At 40.9% G+C, this 22028-nt stretch carries 19 protein-coding genes and 1 pseudogene; 9 read left to right on the top strand and 11 right to left on the bottom strand.

What is annotated here, in order from left to right:
- Positions 1–64: 64 nt before the first annotated feature.
- Both ACG9ZB_RS10595 and ACG9ZB_RS10590 read right to left on the bottom strand, forming a co-directional pair.
- Positions 65–217: pseudogene (locus ACG9ZB_RS10595) on the bottom strand (hypothetical protein); the annotation flags it as partial.
- 129 nt (positions 218–346) lie between these two features.
- A complete protein-coding gene (locus ACG9ZB_RS10590; protein ID WP_419325745.1) occupies positions 347–964 on the bottom strand; it encodes a rhomboid family intramembrane serine protease in 618 nt (205 codons plus the stop codon).
- Between the two features lie 160 nt (positions 965–1124).
- Here ACG9ZB_RS10590 and nfuA point away from each other — a divergent pair, with 160 nt between their 5' ends.
- Together nfuA and ACG9ZB_RS10580 are read left to right on the top strand one after the other, a co-directional pair.
- Positions 1125–1763, top strand: a complete 639-nt coding sequence (gene nfuA / locus ACG9ZB_RS10585; RefSeq protein WP_419325710.1) for a Fe-S biogenesis protein NfuA — start codon at positions 1125–1127, stop codon at positions 1761–1763.
- 224 nt (positions 1764–1987) lie between these two features.
- Positions 1988–4024 (top strand): TonB-dependent receptor domain-containing protein, encoded by a 2037-nt coding sequence (locus tag ACG9ZB_RS10580; protein WP_419325743.1) that lies wholly within the window; start codon positions 1988–1990, stop codon positions 4022–4024.
- 37 nt (positions 4025–4061) lie between these two features.
- Here the strand turns inward: ACG9ZB_RS10580 and ACG9ZB_RS10575 are convergent, their stop codons facing one another.
- Positions 4062–5063 carry a hypothetical protein gene (locus ACG9ZB_RS10575; protein WP_419325708.1) on the bottom strand — a complete coding sequence of 334 codons (1002 nt, stop codon included), beginning with the start codon at positions 5061–5063 and terminating at the stop codon, positions 4062–4064.
- 15 nt (positions 5064–5078) lie between these two features.
- A complete protein-coding gene (locus tag ACG9ZB_RS10570; protein WP_333655755.1) occupies positions 5079–6110 on the bottom strand; it encodes an alpha/beta hydrolase in 1032 nt (343 codons plus the stop codon).
- A gap of 310 nt (positions 6111–6420) precedes the next feature.
- On the opposite strand from ACG9ZB_RS10570, the gene ACG9ZB_RS10565 reads away from it, so the two are divergent.
- Positions 6421–7035: a carbonic anhydrase gene (locus ACG9ZB_RS10565; RefSeq protein WP_086208466.1), complete on the top strand. Its 615-nt coding sequence runs from the start codon at positions 6421–6423 to the stop codon at positions 7033–7035.
- Between the two features lie 30 nt (positions 7036–7065).
- Here ACG9ZB_RS10565 and ACG9ZB_RS10560 read toward each other — a convergent pair whose 3' ends face one another.
- A complete protein-coding gene (locus ACG9ZB_RS10560; RefSeq protein WP_419325707.1) occupies positions 7066–7707 on the bottom strand; it encodes an arylesterase in 642 nt (213 codons plus the stop codon).
- An 11-nt stretch (positions 7708–7718) separates the two neighbouring features.
- On the opposite strand from ACG9ZB_RS10560, the gene ACG9ZB_RS10555 reads away from it, so the two are divergent.
- Both ACG9ZB_RS10555 and ACG9ZB_RS10550 read left to right on the top strand, forming a co-directional pair.
- Entirely contained in the window at positions 7719–8447 is a 729-nt protein-coding gene (locus ACG9ZB_RS10555; protein ID WP_419325706.1) for an ABC transporter ATP-binding protein, read from the top strand.
- Positions 8448–8449: 2 nt separating this feature from the next.
- Complete coding sequence (locus ACG9ZB_RS10550; protein ID WP_419325705.1) at positions 8450–10939, top strand: ABC transporter permease; 2490 nt, start codon at positions 8450–8452, stop codon at positions 10937–10939.
- Between the two features lie 30 nt (positions 10940–10969).
- Here the strand turns inward: ACG9ZB_RS10550 and ACG9ZB_RS10545 are convergent, their stop codons facing one another.
- Positions 10970–11785 (bottom strand): rhomboid family intramembrane serine protease, encoded by an 816-nt coding sequence (locus ACG9ZB_RS10545; RefSeq protein WP_419325703.1) that lies wholly within the window; start codon positions 11783–11785, stop codon positions 10970–10972.
- Between the two features lie 77 nt (positions 11786–11862).
- Here ACG9ZB_RS10545 and mtgA point away from each other — a divergent pair, with 77 nt between their 5' ends.
- On the top strand, positions 11863–12537 hold the full coding sequence (mtgA, locus tag ACG9ZB_RS10540) for a monofunctional biosynthetic peptidoglycan transglycosylase (RefSeq protein WP_058952094.1): 675 nt from the start codon (positions 11863–11865) through the stop codon (positions 12535–12537).
- A gap of 110 nt (positions 12538–12647) precedes the next feature.
- Positions 12648–14732 (top strand): polyphosphate kinase 1, encoded by a 2085-nt coding sequence (ppk1, locus tag ACG9ZB_RS10535; RefSeq protein WP_419325701.1) that lies wholly within the window; start codon positions 12648–12650, stop codon positions 14730–14732.
- Positions 14733–14817: 85 nt separating this feature from the next.
- Here ppk1 and oxyR read toward each other — a convergent pair whose 3' ends face one another.
- The 4 genes from oxyR to rubA all read right to left on the bottom strand — a co-directional run bounded on the left by oxyR (position 14818) and on the right by rubA (position 18141).
- The gene (gene oxyR / locus ACG9ZB_RS10530) at positions 14818–15720 is read right to left on the bottom strand and encodes a LysR family transcriptional regulator OxyR (RefSeq protein ID WP_419325700.1); all 903 of its coding nucleotides are present in this window, start codon (positions 15718–15720) and stop codon (positions 14818–14820) included.
- 13 nt (positions 15721–15733) lie between these two features.
- The gene (locus tag ACG9ZB_RS10525) at positions 15734–16672 is read right to left on the bottom strand and encodes an alpha/beta fold hydrolase (protein ID WP_419325699.1); all 939 of its coding nucleotides are present in this window, start codon (positions 16670–16672) and stop codon (positions 15734–15736) included.
- Positions 16673–16729: 57 nt separating this feature from the next.
- On the bottom strand, positions 16730–17908 hold the full coding sequence (locus ACG9ZB_RS10520; RefSeq protein ID WP_419325698.1) for an NAD(P)/FAD-dependent oxidoreductase: 1179 nt from the start codon (positions 17906–17908) through the stop codon (positions 16730–16732).
- A 68-nt stretch (positions 17909–17976) separates the two neighbouring features.
- Positions 17977–18141 carry a rubredoxin RubA gene (rubA, locus tag ACG9ZB_RS10515; RefSeq protein WP_004694381.1) on the bottom strand — a complete coding sequence of 55 codons (165 nt, stop codon included), beginning with the start codon at positions 18139–18141 and terminating at the stop codon, positions 17977–17979.
- Between the two features lie 514 nt (positions 18142–18655).
- On the opposite strand from rubA, the gene ACG9ZB_RS10510 reads away from it, so the two are divergent.
- Entirely contained in the window at positions 18656–19198 is a 543-nt protein-coding gene (locus ACG9ZB_RS10510; RefSeq protein WP_184118625.1) for an adenine phosphoribosyltransferase, read from the top strand.
- Between the two features lie 36 nt (positions 19199–19234).
- On the opposite strand, the gene ACG9ZB_RS10505 is transcribed toward ACG9ZB_RS10510, so the two are convergent.
- On the bottom strand, positions 19235–19741 hold the full coding sequence (locus tag ACG9ZB_RS10505) for a YqiA/YcfP family alpha/beta fold hydrolase (protein ID WP_183173999.1): 507 nt from the start codon (positions 19739–19741) through the stop codon (positions 19235–19237).
- Between the two features lie 278 nt (positions 19742–20019).
- On the opposite strand from ACG9ZB_RS10505, the gene lysS reads away from it, so the two are divergent.
- Entirely contained in the window at positions 20020–21546 is a 1527-nt protein-coding gene (gene lysS / locus ACG9ZB_RS10500; RefSeq protein WP_062034107.1) for a lysine--tRNA ligase, read from the top strand.
- Positions 21547–22028: the final 482 nt, after the last annotated feature.

Below are 22028 nucleotides of genomic sequence, written 5' to 3'. Positions count from 1 at the left end.
TTTATGTAAAAATATATGTAAAAAAAAGCCTTCTGAATAGAAGGCTTTTGAGTTTAGCAGCGACCTTTTTGGCCTGTCCTAGTGGGCAGAAATCGCTTTGGCCATGAGGATAATAAGAACGATCATCGACGATGATACTCCCTTCAGGAGTGTGTACCGCACAGGCTGTAAAACTGAGACTGATCATCAAGGTTGCCAATATAGACATTATTTTTATCGCAATTTCCTTGGTTTATAGTTGTTCTGATGTTTATTGTAAAAATCAGGACAACCCATTGCTGTAGAAAAATGTTACTGAGCCTATATGCGTATGGATGCAATCCATGTGCAATCTAGGCATTCGGCTTTAAATAGGTAACTGTGTTAATTTGTTCAGAAAATGCGGAATAAGACGCGGCTCTAAAATTAAGGTCATGATGACCCCATAAGCAGCTCCCCAAAGATGGGCGCTATGATTGATGTTGGAGTTGCCTTTTTTACCTGACCAGATGCTATATGCCACGTACAACACTGCAAAAATAATCGCAGGTACGGGAATAAAAAACACAAAAATCAGCTTCCAAGGCTCAAACAATACATAAGCGAATAGTACCGCTGAGACTGCACCAGAGGCGCCAAGGCTTGCCCAGCGCACATCATTCTTATGTTTTAAATAACTTGGTAAAATGGCGAAAATTAAACCACCCAAATAAAATAAAACGAAGCCTAAGCCATAGAAATATTGGCGGTAAAAACTTTCAATAATGCTGCCAAAGAAAAACAGGGTGAACATATTGAACAGGAGATGCATACCATCGGCATGAATAAAGCCATGGGTAATAAAACGATCGTATTGTCCACGTTGCATCGCAGGAGGCCAGAAAATCAGTCGGTTCATCACGTTCTGATTTGAAAATGCCACCATAGAAATAATCACCGTAATAATAATGATCGTAACTGTATGATTAAAAGGTAAATCCAACATTTCTGAGATGTTCTGCATATAACTATCTTGTGGTCATAATGCCATTAAATTGAGCGAAAAGATGAACTTTCACAATAAATCCGACAATTTTGGTTGATTTTTTTTAATTACCCCGCATCTTCAGTTAAAATAGCAACTTCAGCTTGAGGAAATGATTGTTATGTCGACTGAGAACAGCAGCACTGCAGTTACAGAGGAAATTCCAAACTTATTGATTACTCCGACTGCACAAGAGTATTTACGTGATTTATTAGAAAAACAAAATACACCGGGCATTGCTGTACGTGTATTTGTTGAAAATCCGGGTACACCACGTGCTGAATGTTGTATGGCATATAGTGCGCCTGAAGAAGTGATCCCAACCGATTACCGTCAAGATTATCCAGACTTTCCTGCGTATATCGACACACCGTCTATTCCATATTTATTAGATGCAGTGATTGATTACAACAAAGACCGTTTTGGTGGGCAGTTAACTTTCCGTGCACCAAATTCGAAAGTACCACGCGTAGGTCCTGATGCATCGATTGAAGAGCGTATTACGTATATTCTTCAGTCTGAAATTAACCCAGGCCTAGCAGGGCATGGTGGTAACTGTGCATTGGTTGAAGTTGTTGAAGATGAAGAGCATGGTTTAACGGCTGTATTAAAATTTGGTGGTGGTTGCCAAGGTTGTTCAGCAATTGATGTCACCTTGAAACAAGGTGTTGAAACGACTCTGCAACAGCACATTCCTGAGTTACGTCGTGTGATTGACCAGACGGATCATACACAGGCAGAAGGCGCGTACTTCAAATAATTTTAAACCATTTTAATAAATAACCTCCTTAAATTAGGGGGTTATATTTTATCTAAAGTTAAAATGTAATTGAGAATAATTATCAATATTTATTGCAATATGTTTATCATTTGTTAATATACCCTATGAAATTTACACAATTTCTCCTTTTTTTGTATTTGGGTGTATGCGTTATGGGTAAAAATCTAACGAGATCAACTTTGGCTTTGGCTGTTGTAGGAGCAATGAGTTCATTTGCTATGGCAAGTGAGACCGTGGAAATTGCAAAAGAAAAAGAAGCAACACAATTACAAACGATTGTTGTGACGGCAAGTGGTCAAGCGGTGGATGAAAAGTCCGCTCCAGCATCAATTAGTATAATTACAGCTGAAGAGATTCAGAAACAGCCCGTTTCTAGTCTTGCTGATGTTTTGAAGCGAGTTCCGGGTGTAAGTGGTGGGTTAAGTTCTAATGGAGCTGGATCAAAAATACAAATACGTGGTATGCCAGAAAACTACACTCTTATTTTGATTGATGGTAAACGTGTCGGTTCATCTCGAGATACAAACTATCGTGCCAATTTAGGACATCAGGATCTGAATTGGGTTAGACCAGAGATGATTGAGCGTATTGAAGTTGTACGCGGACCAATGTCTACTTTATATGGTTCTGATGCCATGGGGGGGGTAATTAATATTATTACTAAAAAGATTCCAGAAGAGTGGGGAGGATCATTTACTTTAAATCACACAATGCCAACCACGTCTTCTGATCGAGGAAAAACTATTCAATCTGGTTTAGTCGGTTACGGACCTTTGACTAGCCAATTAGGCATGCGAGCTACAGTTGGTATTACAGAGCAAGAAGCAGATCAAGGCTATCAAACGTCAGATAGAAGTAAGCCGGGTATAGCTGGTAGTCGAGCAACTGGACAGTCAGGTAGTCGAGATCAAAATGCTAATTTAAAGTTCGATTATACGCCAAGTGATATACATACCTTATCTTTGGAACTAGGGTATGGATTACAAGAAGATAATCCATCTACAAAAAAGCAGACGGTGAATGGTCAAGAGCAATCAGTGTTGTCGTGGGGCCCAACAGAGCTAGAACATCGTTCAGTTTCACTTTCACATGATGGTAAATGGAGTTTTGGTAATTCAAAATTAACTGCTTACTATAATGACTATGATCAAAGTCAACAGACAGATAGTGGTCCTACAACACAAAAATCAAAAGAAACAATTGTAGAAGGGAATATGAATATTCCATTTACATTAGGCGTTGAACATGTTGCAACTGTTGGTGGGCAATGGAAATCTGAAGAGTTGGTCAATACACAAAATATTGGACTTTCAATTCCTAGTTATGATGGTAAGGTATATGGCTCAGAACTGGAAGGGGATACTTGGGCGCTATTCGTTGAAGATAAAATTATATTTAATGATAAAGTGAATTTAACGCTTGGCAACCGTTTTGATAATCACGATAAATTTGGAACACATAATAGTCCCCGAGCATATTTAGTGGTTCAACCCAATGATGCTTGGACGGTTAAAGGTGGTGTAGCTCAAGGCTTTAGAGCTCCTTCTTTAAAAGAAAATACAGCTGGTGCGGCTACTCGCTCAGGTGGTTACGGTTGTACCTCATTGAAACCATTAGGTTATGTTTCTGGTGGATGTTATATGGCAGGTAATGCAGATCTCAAGCCAGAGGAAAGTATAAACTATGAAATTGGTGTGAATTTTGCTCAAAATGCATTAGATATGGGGTTAACATATTTCCATACCGATTTTAAAAATAAAATTGAATATCGTGCTTTAGGTGAAATTAATGGTGTGTGGTGGACGCAATATCAAAATGCTGAGAAGGCTCGTGTGCGTGGTTTAGAAGCTAGTGTTGTGCTACCGCTTTTACCTCAGTTAAATTGGACAACCAATGCTACGTATTACTTTGAATCAAAAAATTTAGTCACTGGGAAAAATTTATCGACAATTCCTGAATTATCTATTTATAGCGCCCTAAATTGGTTGCCACTTCATCCATTGTCAGTTGAACTTGCAGCGCAATATACTGGTGAACAGTATACAGCGAGCACAGCAGATACTGTAGTTATGCAAAAACCGCATACAGTATTTAATTTATCTGCAAATTATCAAGTAAGTGATGACGTTACAATTCGTGGTGGAATAAACAATTTATTTGATAAAAAGTTAGTAAATGCATCAAACGACTATTACCTAGATCGGCAAGAAGTATTTTTAGGACTAACTTATAACTTTTAATTATAAAAAGACCCGTTTATTCAACGGGTCTTTTTATTTAGGGGATTAAAATACTCTGTGCTTGGTCAGAATAATAAAACTGTTCTAAATAATAGCGTGCTCGATCACGTAAGTAATCAGAACGAATGAGCTCTTGAATAATAGGGTTCAACAAATCTTGAAGTTGATTTTGGACTAAGGCTTCGTCGATATTTAAGTCACGTAGGAGTAAATCAAAAGAACGTTCTTGGTTGCGAATGTACCAAGCATAAACACCATCATGTACCTGTTGCTGCAGATAGTCTGTTTGACGCATATGCTCCCAAATTTCGTGTCCCATAGCGACAGTTTGAGGCAAGTCCTGCACTTCAATATAATTTTTCAAAACTGATAAAGGCATATCTTTGATTTTGTGCCAGAGGTTAGCTTGAAAGTGATATAGCTTTTCATCATTAAAGTTTTGATTTAACACCTGTTCGCTCATTTGACTGAGTTTTAAGATGTTCTTTTGTAAATAATGCCCAATAGTGTCATTTAGGTTTGAGTCTGTGACGGTTTCCAGTACCGACTTGCCCATTTTCATAAAACTAGAAACACCCGGCACACGTTTGGTTATGACGGAGTTGTTTAAATAGTCTTGAATTGAGTGCTGAATGAGCTGAGTAATCATGGCTGAAAAAGCTGGGTTATTTACTACAGTTTTAATTAGACGCTGACGATGCCCACTTTTACTCGTGACATACTGCGCAATTTTATCGATGGTGAGTACAGGAATCACATCGGAAATTTTTGTTGATTCATTGATGGGATGTATTAAAACAAACTTGATGTGCTCAGCAATTTGTGAGATTAGATGATCGGTTGCAGGTGTGGCTAGGATTTGTTTTTGCAACAACGCATTGATGTCTTCAAAGCTCCACAGTTGCTGTAAAGTTTGTTTTCTAAACCATTGATAAAAGAGGGTGAATTCATTTTGTACGATACTTGCTTGCGAAAACTCATGATCTAAAAAATTAAGATGAGCTTCAATGAGCTGCTCAATCATCGGGTGTTTCTGCATACGTACTCAACAAAATTAATTTAGTGGAATCAGTTTATCAGCCAATGGATTTTTTAACTTTTGTGTTTTTGCAAGAAAAGGCAGGTAGTGCTGTGCAACGGCCTGTTCTGCCTCCAAAAGTGGCATATGACCAACATTGTTAAGGATGACAGGAGCTTCAGCATGTTTCAATAAGGATTTGAGTTCATTCGCCACTTCGACATTGATAATTTTGTCCTGCTTACCCCATAAAATGAGGGTAGGTGCTTCAATGTTACGGGTCACTCGGGCAAAAGAGTCGGTCGTATAAATGCGGTTCAAGGTCACCAATTGATCAATGACTTTGCTGTTTTTTTCAGCCTGAGTAATTAACTGTTTTTCTTGGGCGCGTTTTAAATAATAGGGCATTTTGATTGGGGTTTGCATGACACGTTGCATTACATCATCTAAATCGCCTGGCTTGCTCACGATCAAGTGCTTTAAATATTGCGGGTCTTTAGCATAGTTGGTGTTGGCGTTTTTATAAATCCCTGCACTGTTTAATAAAAACAAACTTTGCGTGTCAAAAGGGTATTGCGCGGCATATAGGGTTGCAATAGAACCACCGATAGAATGTCCTGCAACATTCAGCTTATCTTGTATATGAATGGCTTCAACAAAACGACGGAGTCGCTCTGTGACATTTGGCATAGAGAGATCAAAATCATCAGGGACTTTGGTGTCGCCATTAGTCGGAAGGTCAGGGATGACTACGTGGTAATAGGGGGTTAGAAACTGTGCCACACGGTTCCAATTGTCTCGATTTCCAGCAAAACCATGAATCAGCAAAATCGTTGGCTTATCAACTGCACCGCCTTCGTTATAGCTCCAAACAATATCATCCACTTTAAGTGTTTTGGTTTTTAAGCCGGCGGTGACTCGCTCTTGTAGCAGGTAGCTTTGTAAATTAAGTTTGTCTTTGATGATGGTATTTTCCACCGCATGACTGGCGAAAGAAAAAGACAATGCCCACGTCAGGATGCTGACTTTTAAACAGTATTTTAAGAGGGGTTTTGAGCGCATCATCATGGTTCATCCTTAAACGGAGATGAATGAAAAAACTGACCGAATAAGATAAAAATGCTCTGATTTTGAATAGTTTTTATGTTTATTTACAGGTCTGTTTGATTCTAATCGCTTTTATGCAAATGTCATTAATTATTTATTTGAAAGGATATACCGCATTTAGATAAAGTGTGAACTGGATATCTATTCTGCTGAGCTAAAATGCAAGTTCAAGAAAAATGAAAAAAATATGCAGCTATGTTTTTTGCAAGTGACAATCAATTTCTCTAAGATTAAACTATTGCGACTTAACAACAATCGGGTGGGAAAAGGAATGCTAACAGCTCAAGAAGCTTTAAGCCGTCTTAAACAGGGTAACCAACGTTTTGTAGCGGGCGAGACAACCCACCATAAGCAATTGTCTCACCATGAGCGGGCAGAAATGGCTGAAGATCAAAATCCATTTGCCATTGTACTGGGTTGCTCTGATTCACGCGTACCTGCTGAAATGGTGTTTGACCAAGGTTTGGGTGATTTGTTTGTCATTCGTGTTGCAGGCAACGTGGTTGCACCATCACAAGTTGGCAGCGTGGAGTTTGCGGCTGAGCGTTATGACTGTGCGGTAGTTGTGGTACTTGGCCATAGTCACTGCGGTGCGATTCAAGCTACGATTGATACTTTGATGAACCCAGATAGCCCACCGTCTGCAAACTTGATGTCGATCGTAAACCGTGTCCGTCCTTCGGTTGAAACCTTGATGCAAACTGAACTGAAACATGACTTATGCAAACTGTCTAAGCACGCGGTGCGTTCAAATGTATTTGCTTCTGTAAATCAGTTACGTCATGGCTCAGCTGTGCTTGAGAGTTTGATTGCCAAAGGCAAGTTACAAGTGGTTGGTGCTGAGTATTCACTTGAAAGTGGTGAAGTGGTTTTTTTTGACTTCTGATCAGTGAAGAAGATCAAATTAAAAGGCGCTTTATAAAGCGCCTTTTATATAGGGATAAGCTAAATTTAATAAAATAGACTGTGCTTTGGCGTTTGGGTGGACCAAATCTTTTTGCATCAAGCTTTTATTTCCCGCTACACCTTCTAAGAAAAAGGGCAGCAATTTCACTTTGTATTGTTGACTGACCACTTTGTAATTATTTTCAAATGCCTTGCTATAGGCTGTGCCATAGTTTGGTGGCATTTTCATTCCCAAGACAACCACAGTGGCATTGGCTTTTTGACTCTGTTGAATCAGTTGCGCTAAATTTTTTTGAATCATCAGAGGTGGTTGACCACGTAGTCCATCATTCCCGCCAAGCTCAATCACCACCACATTTGGCTTATGCGTTTGCAACAGTTTGGGTAAACGAGCCAAAGCTCCACTGGTAGTTTCACCACTCACACTGGCATTGACCACTTTGTGTTGTTTCGGATACTGTTGGTCTAACCGTTTTTGCAGTAAATTTACCCATGCTTGCTGTGGTTCTATGCCATAACCTGCACTAATGCTATCTCCTAAAACCATCACGGTTTTTGCAAAAACCCAAGTGGGGCTTAGGCACAGTGCAAGCAAAACCAAGTATGAACTGATACGTTTTTTGATTTTGCGATTTTTCACGAATATTTGCATATAGGGATGTTATGACCCAAGTTCATAGTGATGTAAGCATCATGCCACAAGTGATTATTTCTGCCCAGCAACTGACACAAAAGATTAAACTTCCGCAAAAAGAACTCACCATTTTCTCAGATTTGAGTCTGAGCATATTAGCAGGTGAACAAGTCGCAATTACAGGACGTTCAGGTTCAGGAAAGTCTACCTTATTGGGTATTTTGGCAACCTTAGATCAGGCTAGCGGTGGTGAGCTCATCGTTTGTGGTGAAAGTATTTCCAAGCTCAACGAAGAACAGCGTGCACAGGTGCGTTTAAAGCATATTGGATTTGTGTTTCAGTCCTTTCAACTGCTGCCACACCTGACTGCGGTTGAAAATGTGATGCTCCCGCTACGGCTTCATACATCATTTAACTTTTTAGAAGCTGAACGTCGCGCTTTGAGTTTATTGCAAAAAGTTGGATTAGAGCGACAGGCCACCCAAACACCGAAGGTGCTTTCGGGTGGGGAGCAGCAGCGCGTTGCAATTGCCCGTGCGCTGATTGCTGAGCCAAAAATTATCTTTGCCGATGAACCGACAGGAAACTTAGACAGTCAAACTGCGCGAGAAATTGAGCAACTATTGTTTCAGTTGAACCGTGAGTTGGGTACGACCCTCATTTTAGTGACGCATGACCATACGCTTGCAGAACAGTGCCAGCGCCATTTTGAATTACTCGATGGTCAGTTGATCGAACATCCTCGAACGGGAGGATGAAAATGAATTCTCTATTTCAGCCCTTACTGAGGCAAAGTTTTAAAAGTAGCGGTGTGTATTTATTGATTATTGCATTGATTCTCGCGATCAGTGCGACGACTGCGCTGAAGTTTAGTAATGAGCAAGTTCAAAATGCCGTAGCGCTGCAAGCCGCCGAGATGCTAGCAGGGGATTTGGTTTTAACGGACAGTCAAAAGCTCGATCCGAAATGGAAAGCGCAAGCGACAGCTCTCGATTTAAAACAATCAGAAGTCACTGTCTTTAGTTCGATGGCATATACCGATGATCAGTTTGTTATGGTCAATGTCAAAGCCATCGATCAAGCCTTCCCTCTGCGCGGAGAGTTACGTATTCAGCCTGCGGCGAAGCATATTGCTTCAGGTGAAGTGTGGTTGAGTCAACGTGCTATGGATTTGCTACGGGTTAAACTGGGCGATCAGCTGAATATTGCAGATGGTACTTTCAAGGTGACAGGCTTGATTGAACATGACTCCAATCAAGAGTTGGGCTTTTCAGGTTTCTCGCCAACGGTGATTATTTCTGAAGCGGATATTACCAAGACTAATGCCATACAAGTCGGTAGTCGTATTGACTATCGTCTACTGATGGCAGGTACCGCACAAAATACCCAGCAGTTTGAAGCAAATTTTAAGAAGCAAAATGTATCTTCTGAAGATGCCGGTGCGGCAGCTCAAAGTCCTAATGCGGAAGAACCACAAAACAGCTTACGCTTACGCAATGCCAGTGAGGGTAATACCCGCTTAATGAAACCAATTGCAAATTTGGACACTTTTTTGCAGTTAGCGAATATTTTAACGATTTTGCTGTGTGGAATTGCGATTGCTTTGACCAGTCAGCGCTTTGTACAACAAAACCAAGATCACATTGCGCTATTACGTTGTATGGGGGCTGGGAAGTCACAAATTCTCTGGGCTTATCTCAGCTTGTTGGGTGTGGTGTTTTTGCTTGCCATGCTGGTCGGGAGTGCCGTGGGTGTTGGGCTGGGGTATGGCTTGTTACAGTTGATGTTACAACTGATACCACACTTAAGTATTGCTTTTTCAGCGTGGGATATACTGTTCGGGCCGATTCCGATTGCCATGTTGACCAGTGCCGTAGTACTTCTGGGTTTTGTCTTACCGAGTTTTTGGGAACTGTTAAATACGCCGCCGATCCGAGTCATTCGCAGTCAAGAAAAATCAGTTTCGTCTATGTTTTGGATGTTACTTGCAGGCACGGCAAGTCTGGTATTATTTAGTATTGTTCTGACTGAAAACATGGTACTGACAGCCATGGTAATTGGTGCAATTATCATTCTATGTGCAGTGCTATACGTTATGGTCTGGCTGAGTTTGAAGTTCGTGCGCGGCTTGAAAAATGCGGTTTCTGCCTATGTTCGTACGCCTTACCTGACTGCATTTCAGATTACCGCTTTGGCTTTGGGACTTAGTTTAATTACGGTCTTAGCCGTATTACGAACTGATTTGTTAGAGCGTTGGCAGCAGCAAATTCCTGCGGGAACCCCGAATCAGTTTGTATATGGTTTACCGCCTTTTGACATGCCTGAGTTAAAAGCGAAAATTGAACAAAACCATTGGAACAGTACGCCGCTCTATCCGAATATTCGGGGCAGGTTGATTGCCAAAAATGGACAGCCTTTTGCTGCGGATTTGGTCAAGCAAAATAATTCCTTACGCCGCGAATTAAATCTGACACAAGCAGACCGTTATCCTAAAGATAATGTAATTGTCTCTGGCGCAGCAAAACTCACAGCAAAAGGACAAGTTTCGGTAGAAGCCAATACCGCAACAGAGCTTGGGATAAAAGTGGGGGATCAACTGACCTTTAGCTTACCAGAGGGTGTCATTCATGCCCAAGTGGCAAACCTACGAACTGTAGAATGGGAAAGTTTTAGCCCAAATTTCTTTTTTATTTTTGCGCCACAGACCATGGATGAAAATGCGGGCAGTTATTTGGGCAGTTTTTATGTACCCGAGTCTGACAAAGCGAAATTGGTCACCATTATTCAGCAATTTTCTAACACTGTCTTTATTGATGTCAGTTTAATTTTAGATGAAATTAAGCGCATTGTGACGGTGCTGGTGCAGATTGTCACGATCCTTGCGGTTTTGGTGAGTATTTCAGGTATTCTGGTTTTAATTGCTTGCCTGAACTTACTCATGGATGAGCGCAAACGTGAAGTGGCGCTATTACGTTCGTTTGGTGGTTCCAAGCAAAAACTCAGAAGGATGCTCAGTCTAGAAATTGGCTTTATTGGTTTTATGGCAGGTGTGGTTTCTTGTTTATTTGCTGAAGCAATAAGTGCGGTAGCATGTTATCGCATAGGCTTAGCCATTCAGCCACACTGGGAAATTTGGCTCATTTTACCACTGTTCATGACCTTACTCTGCGCGCTGATTGGGCGTTATCGCTTAAGTTATCTCAGTGATATTCCACCTTTACAAAGTTTGAGAGAGATCAATCAATTGTGATTGATCTCTTAGTACATTAAGTGTTGAATCTTAGAAATTGAGCTGTTGACGCATCATCATTAACACTTCTGACCATAAGGGTTGAATATAGACCACAAGGTTTTGGCAGTGTAAGTAAAACCAATACGAACCGCACGCCGCCAAAACAAGGCTCAGCGGCATAATCCAACGCTGCTGTGCCTTTTGGGAGAGATACCAAAGTGCCGCCAAAACAGCACCCATCAACATGCCGCCAATATGTGCGGCATTATTAATACCTGAAATCATAAAACCCATGGCTAAGTTGATACCCATCACGATGAGCAAAGTCTTTTTATCTAAAATAAAACGTTGCCGTGGGAGCATCGGCAGAAGGGATAGAACCGTCAGCGCTGCACCCAGCCCCATGACGGCACCTGAAGCCCCTGCACCGACACGAGGCAAGAGTTCAGGGTTTGCTAAACCCACACGAATTAGTTCATAACTGTCTTGAATGGCAATATAACCACTGAGCAAGCTACCCATGAGACCAGCAAGAACATATAGTGCAAGAAAATAGACACGTCCAAACATTTGCTCCAGCACACTGCCAAAAATATACAGCGCCCACATGTTCAACATGAGGTGAACCAAGCCAAAATGAAAGAACATACTGCTCAATAAACGCATTGGTTCAGCCAAGAAGGTGAGCGGTGCATAGTCTGCTCCCCAGCGTATGGCATCCGCCGTACTTGGATTGCTGACATCCATGCCATGCAGGACTTGCCAAAAAAACAACCCAGCATTGATGGTAATAATGAGGGCGGTAATCCACCATAAATGTACGTCAAATTTTGTTTTGATTTGCGGAGGTGTAAGCTCGGTCATGCCATTCTTGCTAAAATTTTGCTATATTTGCCCAAGCTTAGCATGAATAAAAATGATTTTTGGAGTAAGCCACTGGCATGAAAGCTTTTATTTTTCGTAGTTTGTTAGTCGCTGTCAGCTTCGTGCTTTTGGTACAGTTGTGGATTTTTGCAAGTCTAGCGTGGTGGCGTTACAAGCCAGTGGAAACCACCATGTTTATGCGGATTGATTATTGGTCTGAGCCATCTAAACCCATTCAACACGAATGGCGTGATTATGATGAGATCAGTGAGTACATGAAAAAAGCCATTGTTGCGGCTGAAGATGGCAAATTTATGCAACATCATGGTTTTGACTGGGATGGCATTCAAGCAGCGCTTGAGCGTAATAATGACACGGGTAAAGTGGTTGCGGGTGGTTCAACAATTTCTCAGCAATTGGCCAAAAACTTATTTTTATATAACAAGCGTTCATTCATTCGTAAAGGTCAAGAAGCTGTTGCAACTTGGATGATGGAACGGATGTGGAGCAAAGAACGCATCTTAGAGGTATATCTGAACTCGGTGGAATTTGGCGATAATATCTATGGCGTGGAAGCTGCAACCCAACACTATTTTGGTAAAAGTTCACGTAGCTTAAGCCGAGAGCAGGCGGTCTTTTTAGCGGCCATTTTGCCTAATCCGAAATACTACCAAGACCATCAAAATGACCGTAAGTTACAAAACCGCGAGCGCATGATTCGAAAGTATATGCGCTATAGCGATATCCCTTAATTTGATTGATCTGAAAAAGCCCAAATTTATGGGCTTTTTTTTATGAAATTGTCACAAAATTGAAGCATACTTATCATGATAAAACGCATTCAAATAATTAAAGGTTAGCTATGAATACGGCAGCAAGCACATCTCCGATACCACAACCTGCATACGCGTATAACGATCGCTATATTAACCGTGAGTTATCGATATTAGATTTCCATTTACGTGTATTGGAACAAGCCGTAGATCCTTTACATCCGTTGTTAGAACGGATGAATTTCTTACTGATTTTTTCACGTAACTTAGATGAGTTCTTTGAAATTCGTGTTGCAGGGGTTTTAGAGCAACTGAGTTTAGGCAATGAAAGCCGTAGCCCCGATGGCTTAACCCCGCGCCAAGTACTCGACCAAATTTCGCAGACTGCACATGCAGCGATAGAACGTCAGTACCGCATTCTGAATGAAGAAATTTTGCCAAAACTGCGTGAGGAAGACATTTGCTTCTTACGCCGTGGGGAACTGACACCTGCACAGTCTTCATGGGTGAAGAAATATTTCCAAGAACAGGTTGCACCTGTCTTAACACCGATTAGCCTTGACCCTGCGCATCCATTTCCGCGTTTAGTGAATAAAAGTCTCAACTTTATCGTGACTTTGGAAGGGAAAGACGCATTTGGTCGTCAGATTGATTTGGCCGTTGTTCCTGCACCGCGTTCATTGCCACGTGTGGTTCGTCTACCTGATGAGCTCACAGGTGGAAAAGAACATCATGTGATGCTTTCAGCGATTATCCATGAGCATGTTTCTGACTTGTTCCCAGGGATGACAGCAACAGGCTGTTATCAGTTCCGTGTCACACGGAATGCTGATTTAGCACTCAATGAAGATGTGGAAGACTTAGCCAAAGCACTGAAAGGTGAGTTAAGTTCACGTCGTTTTGGACGAGCAGTACGTTTGGAAGTTACACAAAACTGTCCAGAACATATTTATAACTACTTGCTAGATGAATTTGATCTGCATCAGGAGCAGTTGTATAAAGTCGAAGGACCTGTGAACTTGGCGCGTTTATTGTCCAATTTTAAACGTCCACATCTACGTTATGACGCGCATATTCCAGTTATTCCTAAAGTGTTGAAAAAGTCGGAAAGTATGTTTTCTGCCATGCAGAAACAGGACATTTTACTACATCATCCGTTTGAGTCTTTCGCACCTGTGATTAACTTGTTGCGTGAAGCGGCACGTGACCCACAAGTGTTGGCAATTAAGCAAACCCTATACCGCAGTGGTGCAGACTCTGAAATTGTACAAGTCCTAGCAGAAGCGGCGCGTAATGGAAAAGAAGTTACCGCAGTGATTGAGCTACGTGCGCGTTTTGATGAAGAGTCAAATATCGAAGTGGCAAATGTGCTACAAGAAGCGGGTGCAGTGGTTGTTTACGGCATTGTGGGCTATAAAACTCATGCCAAAATGATCCTTGTAGTACGCCGTGAAAATAATAAACTCGTTCGTTATGTGCACTTGGGAACGGGTAACTATCATGCGGGTAATGCACGTATTTATACCGATTATGGCTTGCTCACGACTGATAAAGAGTTGTGTGAAGATGTACACCGTATTTTCCAAGAATTGACAGGTATGGGGAAAATGGCGAAGCTGAAAAAGCTACTTCATGCGCCGTTTACGCTCCATGCACAATTGATCCACTTTATTGATGATGAAATTGCCAATGCCAAAGCGGGCAAGAAAGCACAAATTATTGTGAAAGTGAATGCACTAACCGAAGTGCAACTGATCAATAAGCTGTATGAGGCATCACAAGCAGGTGTACAAATTGATCTCATTATTCGTTCAATTTGTTGTCTACGCCCGGGCTTGCCAGGGCTTTCGGAAAACATTCGTGTACGTTCGATCGTGGGGCGTTTCTTAGAACATACGCGTGTTTTCTATTTTAGTAATAATGGCGATTCGCGTATTTATGGTTCGAGCGCCGACTGGATGGATCGAAATCTATTTAATCGTGTTGAGGCATGTTTCCCAATTGAAGATCCAGCTTTGAAAAAACGTATTTATCAGCAAGGGTTGTTGACCTATTTGCAGGATAATCAACAAGCTTGGTTACTACAAGGTGATGGAACTTGGCTTCGTGCGACGCCAGCTGAAGGCGAAACCGAGCATAATGCACAGCGTTATTTGCTAGATGTGATTAAATAATTTTGGGGGAGGCTTGGATCTAAAAAAGTTTCAGGCACAAAAAAAGGAGTCATGTTTGACTCCTTTTTTATGCACTAAAATAAGCTTAGTGTAGATCTTGAGTAATTTTTTGCAGGATTTGTAATAGCACATCAAATTCGCTTTGTAGCGGAGTGCTTTTACGTGTCACCAAAGCCAAGATACGACTTGGAGCAGCTTCAATTTGTTTGACCATTAAATCTGGATTCGCTTTAATCATATTGGTATGAATTGCGATTTCAGGTAATAAAGTAAAACCAAGATCAGCCGATACCATTTCCACAAGGGTCGGTAAAGAACTCGCTTTTAAACGATGGTCATTCTTACGCTCACCAATTGGGCAGACACTTAAAGTGTGGTCACGTAAGCAATGGCCTTCTTCAAGCAACATTAAACGCGAAAGGTCTAAGTCATCTAGCGATTTGGCTTGGCTTGCGATATCTGATTTATTGCAGACCAAAAACAAACTTTCTTTTGCGACTTCAACAACTTTTAAGCCACGTGTATCAAAAGGTAGAGCTAAAACGACCATGTCTAAATTGCCATGTTCGAGTTTTTCTACAATTTTCTCACTTTGCGCTTCGTGTAAATGTAGTTGAATTTTAGGGAGTTGCTTATGCACTTCATCTAACAATTGCGCCAGAATAAATGGCGCAATGGTTGGAATAACACCTAGATGTAAATCACCAGTTAAAGGCTCGCTCATTTCTCGGCTTAACCGCATCAGGTCTTGAGCATCTGCCAGTAGAACACGAGCACGAGCAACGACTTGCTCGCCTAGAGGAGTTAAGCGCACATTTTGGCGATCACGCTCTACAAGTACGCCACCGAGTAGGCGTTCAAGCTCCATAATCCCGCCCGACAAAGTCGATTGGGTTACAAATGAACGGCGTGCAGCTTCAGTAAAATGCAGCGTTTCTGACAGTGTAACGAGATATGACAGCTGTCTTAAGGATGGTAATGCAGCCATAGTGTCCTAATGATTATAATTTAAAGTGTTGTGCAAATAATTCGCTAAGATTTGGAATGAAGTGCGGTGGGATATCATGCCCCATTCCATCAATTAATTCAAATTTAGCACCCATAATTGCCTTTGCAACGGCCTTTCCGTGACTAGGCGGGAGTAAACGGTCTCGCGAACCGTGCACCACAAGGGTCGGTTGTTGAATCTGTTTGTCCAGTTGCAATAAAGAACCTGTACATAATATTGCTAAAAACTGTTGAAGTACACCCGCAGGGTAATAACTTCGGCGATATAATTTGCGAGAAGTCTGAATTGACTCGATTGGATTGTAATAATCAGGTGAGCCAATAAGCTTAAACACTTTCAAAGAATGGCTTACAATCGCTTCTTCATCGGTCGATTCAGGTCGACCAATTAGACTAAAGAGTTGCTTTGGAAAAGGCGGTGGCAGTAAAGGTTGGTTGTTACTGGTGAACATTAAGCCGAGCTTTTTGACTTTTTGTGGATGACGCGCTGCTAGAATTTGCCCAATCATACCGCCCATGGATGCGCCAAGCACATAGCTTTCATCTAAACCTAAACGGTCTAAGAGTAGTGCTACATCGTCAGCCATGTCATATAAGTCATACGGTGCCCCACGGTTATCTAAGCCTAGAGCAAAGCGCCCCATCAGTTTAAGTGTGTTTAAACGTGGTCCCTGATGTTTAATTTTTGAAGATAAACCAATATCACGGTTGTCAAAGCGAATAATACGAAAGCCTTGATCAATCAGTGATTTACAAAAAAAGTCAGGCCAAAATAGCAGTTGCGCTCCCAATCCCATAATTAAAACAATGGTGGGATGATGATCTTCGCCACCGATTTCAACATGGAGTTCAATGCCATTACCTAAGTCGACTTTGGTTTCGCGCATGAAGGAGGTATAGGGGGAAAGATTATATTGGAGTGCGCTATTCATTGTTGTCATCCTCACATAAAGGACATCTATTGTTATAAATGTCCTTTTATTTAAACCTTAAACCTGTGCAGGAATCAAGTCTGGAACCTGTTTTGTCAATGCTAAACGTTGTTTTCCAGCCGTCGCACCCAGTAGTACGAATCCACGAAGTGTACCCTGACTGTCTAGGGCTTTGGCAATCATGCCATCGTCTAACTCTTCTGTTTCCCAGTTTACGTCAATATCAATTGGTGCAGGTAAAACAGTCAATGGTGCAGCAGGGGTTTTTACTGCAACAGGCATAGCAGGGTAATGTACGGCGGTTTTTTCACCATTTAAGGTTTTTGCAAGTGCGCGAGCTTGTTGCATGATCGGCATAACATAAGGCAGTAGCAACCCGTTCACTTCTGCACAGTCACCTACGGCATAAATATGAGGCTGATTCGTTTCAAGTTGTGCGTTGGTTAAGATTCCGCGACTAGTTTGGATATCGGCATCCTTTGCAAGGGAAATGCTCGGTTGTAAGCCAATGGCAGATAGCACGACATCAGCCACTAAAGACTGACCGTTGGCTAAAGTTACAACATAGTCACCATTCTCAATTTTTGAAACTTTTTCAACTGTGGTGCCAAGCACAAAATGTATACCCGTTGCTTCAAGGTTCTCCTTAAACGCATTGGAAACATGTGCGGGTAATAGACGTCCCAATGGTTGATTGGCTAAGTCAATTACTGTGGTGTGATGACCTGTATGTTGTAAGTCGTTGGCAAATTCACAACCAATCAGACCTGCACCTAAAATCACGACACGCTTATCTGCACGCTTTTCAAGTTCAGTACGGAAAGTTTTGTAGTCATCTAAGTTATTGACCACTTGAATGTCTTCACTGCCATCACCAGCAATGGCAAGACGAATTGGATTTGCACCGACTGCTAAAACTAATTTTGTATAGGGCTGTGTAGATTCAATACCATCTTTGATTAAGGTCAACTGTTGTTGTTCTGCATGGATTTCTTTGACCCAAGTACGCGTGGCAATTTGCATTTTTAGTTGTGTTGCCATTTTCTCTGCATCACCCAAAGCAATCTGTTCAGGCGCTTTGTTGGAAACAAAGGCATTGGACAATGTTGGTTTGGCATAATTAGTCGCATCATCTGCACATAGCATAAGCAGCTCTTGTTCAGGGTTCAGCTTGCGAAATTCACGTGCTACAGCATAGCCTGCCATACCTGAGCCAATGATGACGATGGGATGCATAAGGTTCTCCAGAGATTATTTTAAAGACGTAAAAAAAGACCATGCTGCATGGTCTTTAACACTATGAATTAGATTTCAACCATTTCAAAATCGATTTTTGACACGCCGCAATCTGGGCAAGTCCAATCGTCAGGGATATCGTCCCATTTTGTTCCCGCCACAATGCCATCTTGTGGCCAACCTTCTGCTTCGTCATAAATCCATCCACAAACGATGCATTGATACTTCTTCATTTGACTCTCCAAAACGCTGAACAAGAAAGGGTTCAGCAAAATAATCCATTACGCAAGCTGCTATTCATCTGAGTTGTTAGCATACTTCGCTGATCTAAATTTTTACGCAGTTCTAATACGAATGTAAAGTAAATATCGGAGTTTAATGATTGAATCTATCTGCTAAAAGCGATGATCAGGACAAAACGTATCATTTAAAACCAGATCGTGTTTGGCAAAAGTGTGAAAGATATAGATGATTGCATGTCAAAAAGATGTGTTTCTTCAATCAGCTGGTCTTTTAAAATCGTTAAAATATAGACTAAGGTCGTGATGTAAATGCAGAATTAAATTGCTATTTTAACATTGAGTACATCTATACCTAATATTTATTAAATAAATGACTCAATTGAAAACAATAGCTTACACAAATATTTGGGTTATTCAGCCGGCTGTATGGCAAGTGATTGACTATTTTTTTGACAGATAACGCTGTAAAATTCATCTATTCCTTTTCAAATTTTATTGATCTCCTATGAACAACTTGTCTACAACGTTGTGGTCGCACATTCGTACGGTCCAAGATTTTCCAAAACCTGGGATTTGTTTCTTCGATTTAACACCATTGTTTATGAGCAATATTGAGCCTTTAACCGACGCGTTAATTGCAAGTATTCCTGCTGAACAGTTGGCGGAAGTAGACAGTTTTGTTGCTGTAGAAGCGCGTGGTTTTGTACTTGCGAGCTTATTGGCACAACGTTTAGGTAAAGGTTTATTGTTGGTGCGCAAAGCAGGCAAACTGCCACCACCGGTGGTGGGTGTGGGGTATAGTTTGGAATACGGTTTAGACCGTTTAGAAATGGCAGCCAATACGCCATCGCAAAAAGTGATTATTGTAGATGACGTTTTAGCGACAGGTGGGACATTAAAAGCGGTTAAACAGCTGGTGGCAAAATGTAACCATGAAGTACTCGGTGCCAGTATTTTTCTTGATTTGCCTGATTTGCATACTGACTTAGGTTTAAAGATTTGGTCAGTGTTAGATGACAAATCAAAACCAGAATCTGTTGCTGCATAAGCAGATTAAAAAGCCTTGGGACATCCCAAGGCTTTTTTATTTATATAAATATTGTTGTTCTAGATGTTCAATCAGTTGATTAATATTTTCAGGTTTAAGTAGTCGGTGATGCCCACCTTCAACCGCTTGAATCAACATATAATTTTCTAAAATTTCCTGTGCTGCGTACATATCGATTAATTCATCTCCCAGCTCTAAATATGCCACTTGTGGTACATTGTGGTCTAAGTCAGTATCATTAATGCTTGGGTAATCATCGCGAAAATCAGGTGCTAAGCGGGGGTTGGCAATCACACACGGAATTTGATGTAGCAGCGACATTTTCAATGCCCAATACGCGCCAATACAATGCCCAACAATAATCTCAGGTTTTATTTTTTCAATAATATCGTCGTAGAAACTGGCTACGGTAGAAAAATTGAGATAGCGATAATCGACATCAATACAAAATTTCTGCTTTGCATCAATGGCATGGAACTTAGTGGACTCGCGTGAGGAGTCTAATCCATGCAAAAACAAAATTTTAGATTCGCATCTGCTCATGATTTATCATTCAATTAAAAAAACTAAATTATTTTATGAGTGGAGAAAAGTTTACTTTTCCACGATTTATAGTGTCCATTGTAGAGGGATTAACATTGAAATGAAGTTAGCTTTTGGTCTAAGAAATAGGCAGACCTTTTATACGGTGGGCGTTTTAGCTCTGAAAAAAACAGGATGTTTACTTTTTTATAAACCGCGTGGTTTTTGATGATGCTCATTCGTCTGGAATTCTGCTATGCTATGCAACTTCCGTTTTTTAATACATATACGAGGCAGAGATGACGCAACAAAACGCTCAATCGACTTCTGAACAAGCCATTTCCGAAAACGATTTAATTGCACAGCGTCATGCCAAGTTAAAGCAGATTGAAGATCAAGCCAAACAAACGGGCACTAGCCCATGGCCAAACACCTTTAAACGTGAACATTATGCGCAAGACTTACAAGATCAATTTGCAGACAAAAGCAAAGAAGAAATTGAAGCAGCAGAGCATGTTTATGTGTCTGTAGCGGGTCGTGTGATGTTGAACCGCGGTTCATTCATCGTGATCCAAGATATGACGGGTCGTATCCAGTTATATGTGGCGCGTAAAGAATTAGCACCAGAAACTTTAGAAACCATTAAGAGCTTAGATCTTGGTGATATTATCGCGGTGAAAGGTTATATCGGTCGTTCAGGTAAAGGTGACCTTTATGTGCATATAGAACATTTTGAGCTTTTAACCAAGTCACTTCGTCCACTTCCAGATAAATTTCATGGTCTAAACGATACTGAAGTTAAATATCGCAAGCGTTATCTTGACCTGATTGTGAACGAAGAAACTCGGAAGACTTTTGAAATTCGTGCCAAAGTGGTTTCAGGCATTCGTGCGTTCTTAACTGAACAGCGCTTCATGGAAGTAGAAACACCGATGATGCATGTGATTCCAGGTGGAGCATCAGCGCGTCCATTTGAAACGCATCATAATGCTTTGGATATGCCACTTTTCTTACGTATCGCGCCTGAGCTTTACTTAAAGCGTTTGGTTGTTGGTGGTTTTGAGCGTGTATTTGAAATTAACCGTAACTTCCGTAACGAAGGTGTTTCGACGCGTCACAACCCAGAATTCACTATGATTGAATTCTATCAAGCTTATGCAGACTATAAAGACTTGATGGAACTTACCGAAAATATGCTTGAACGCTTAGCGCTCGATATCTTAGGTTCAACTGATGTGCCTTATGGTGAAGAAGTTTATAGCTTCAAAGGTCCATTCAAGAAAATTTCGATGTTTGATGCTATTCTTGCGCACAATCCACAGTTCACGCCTGAAAATGTCAATGACCGTGAATTCTTGGCAAAATTTGTGCAAGAAGAGCTGAAAGAACAGGTGAAACCAGGTTTTGGTTTGGGCAAACTTCAAACCATCGTATTTGAAGAAACTGTTGAAACTCAGCTACGTCAACCGACTTTCATTACAGAATATCCAGCTGAAACGTCGCCATTGGCACGTCGTAATGATCATAACCCACATATTACGGACCGTTTTGAGTTCTTTATTGGTGGTCGTGAACTTGCGAATGGTTTCTCCGAGTTGAATGACCCTATTGACCAAGCTGAACGTTTCCAAGCTCAGGTTTCAGAAAAAGATGCAGGTGATGATGAAGCAATGCACTACGATGCAGACTTTGTTGAAGCACTTGAGTACGGCTTGCCGCCGACAGCGGGTGAGGGTATTGGTATTGACCGTTTAGTTATGTTATTCGCTAATGCAGCAAGTATTCGTGATGTGATTTTGTTCCCACACATGCGTCATAAAAACTAAGTTGATATGAACATAAAAGCCCGCATTATTGCGGGTTTTTTATGTTTTACAGATTAATTTAGAAATAATTGGAATCCAAACTTTGGGTTATCATGTTGATATATACAATCAACAAGCTGTTCTGTATTGAGTGTTATTTTTAGTATTCTAGGTTGCGAGTTTGGTAAGTCATATACATAGAACCTAAATAAAACCGACTTTAGGTATTTGTAAATGTATTGCCAAGCAGAAACATAGATGAAAACTCGAAGCATGGAAGGGTGAACAGGCTGAATACTTTGAGTGAAGTTGATGTAATATTTGAGTTTATTTAGTGATATATGATCATTGAATAAAACTTATAGGACTTATCAATTTTGTTTTATATGAGGTTTTTGCATATAAATATAATAAAACAAGCAATAGTGTATATAACTAAATCTTTATAATGCATATATATATTTTTACATGTGTAATAAGTACACGATTTTTGTGAGTTGGTG

It is taken from the genome of Acinetobacter johnsonii (genome assembly GCF_048551975.1).
Taxonomy (GTDB): domain Bacteria; phylum Pseudomonadota; class Gammaproteobacteria; order Pseudomonadales; family Moraxellaceae; genus Acinetobacter; species Acinetobacter johnsonii_A.
This window is presented reverse-complemented; position numbering and strand designations above follow the sequence as displayed.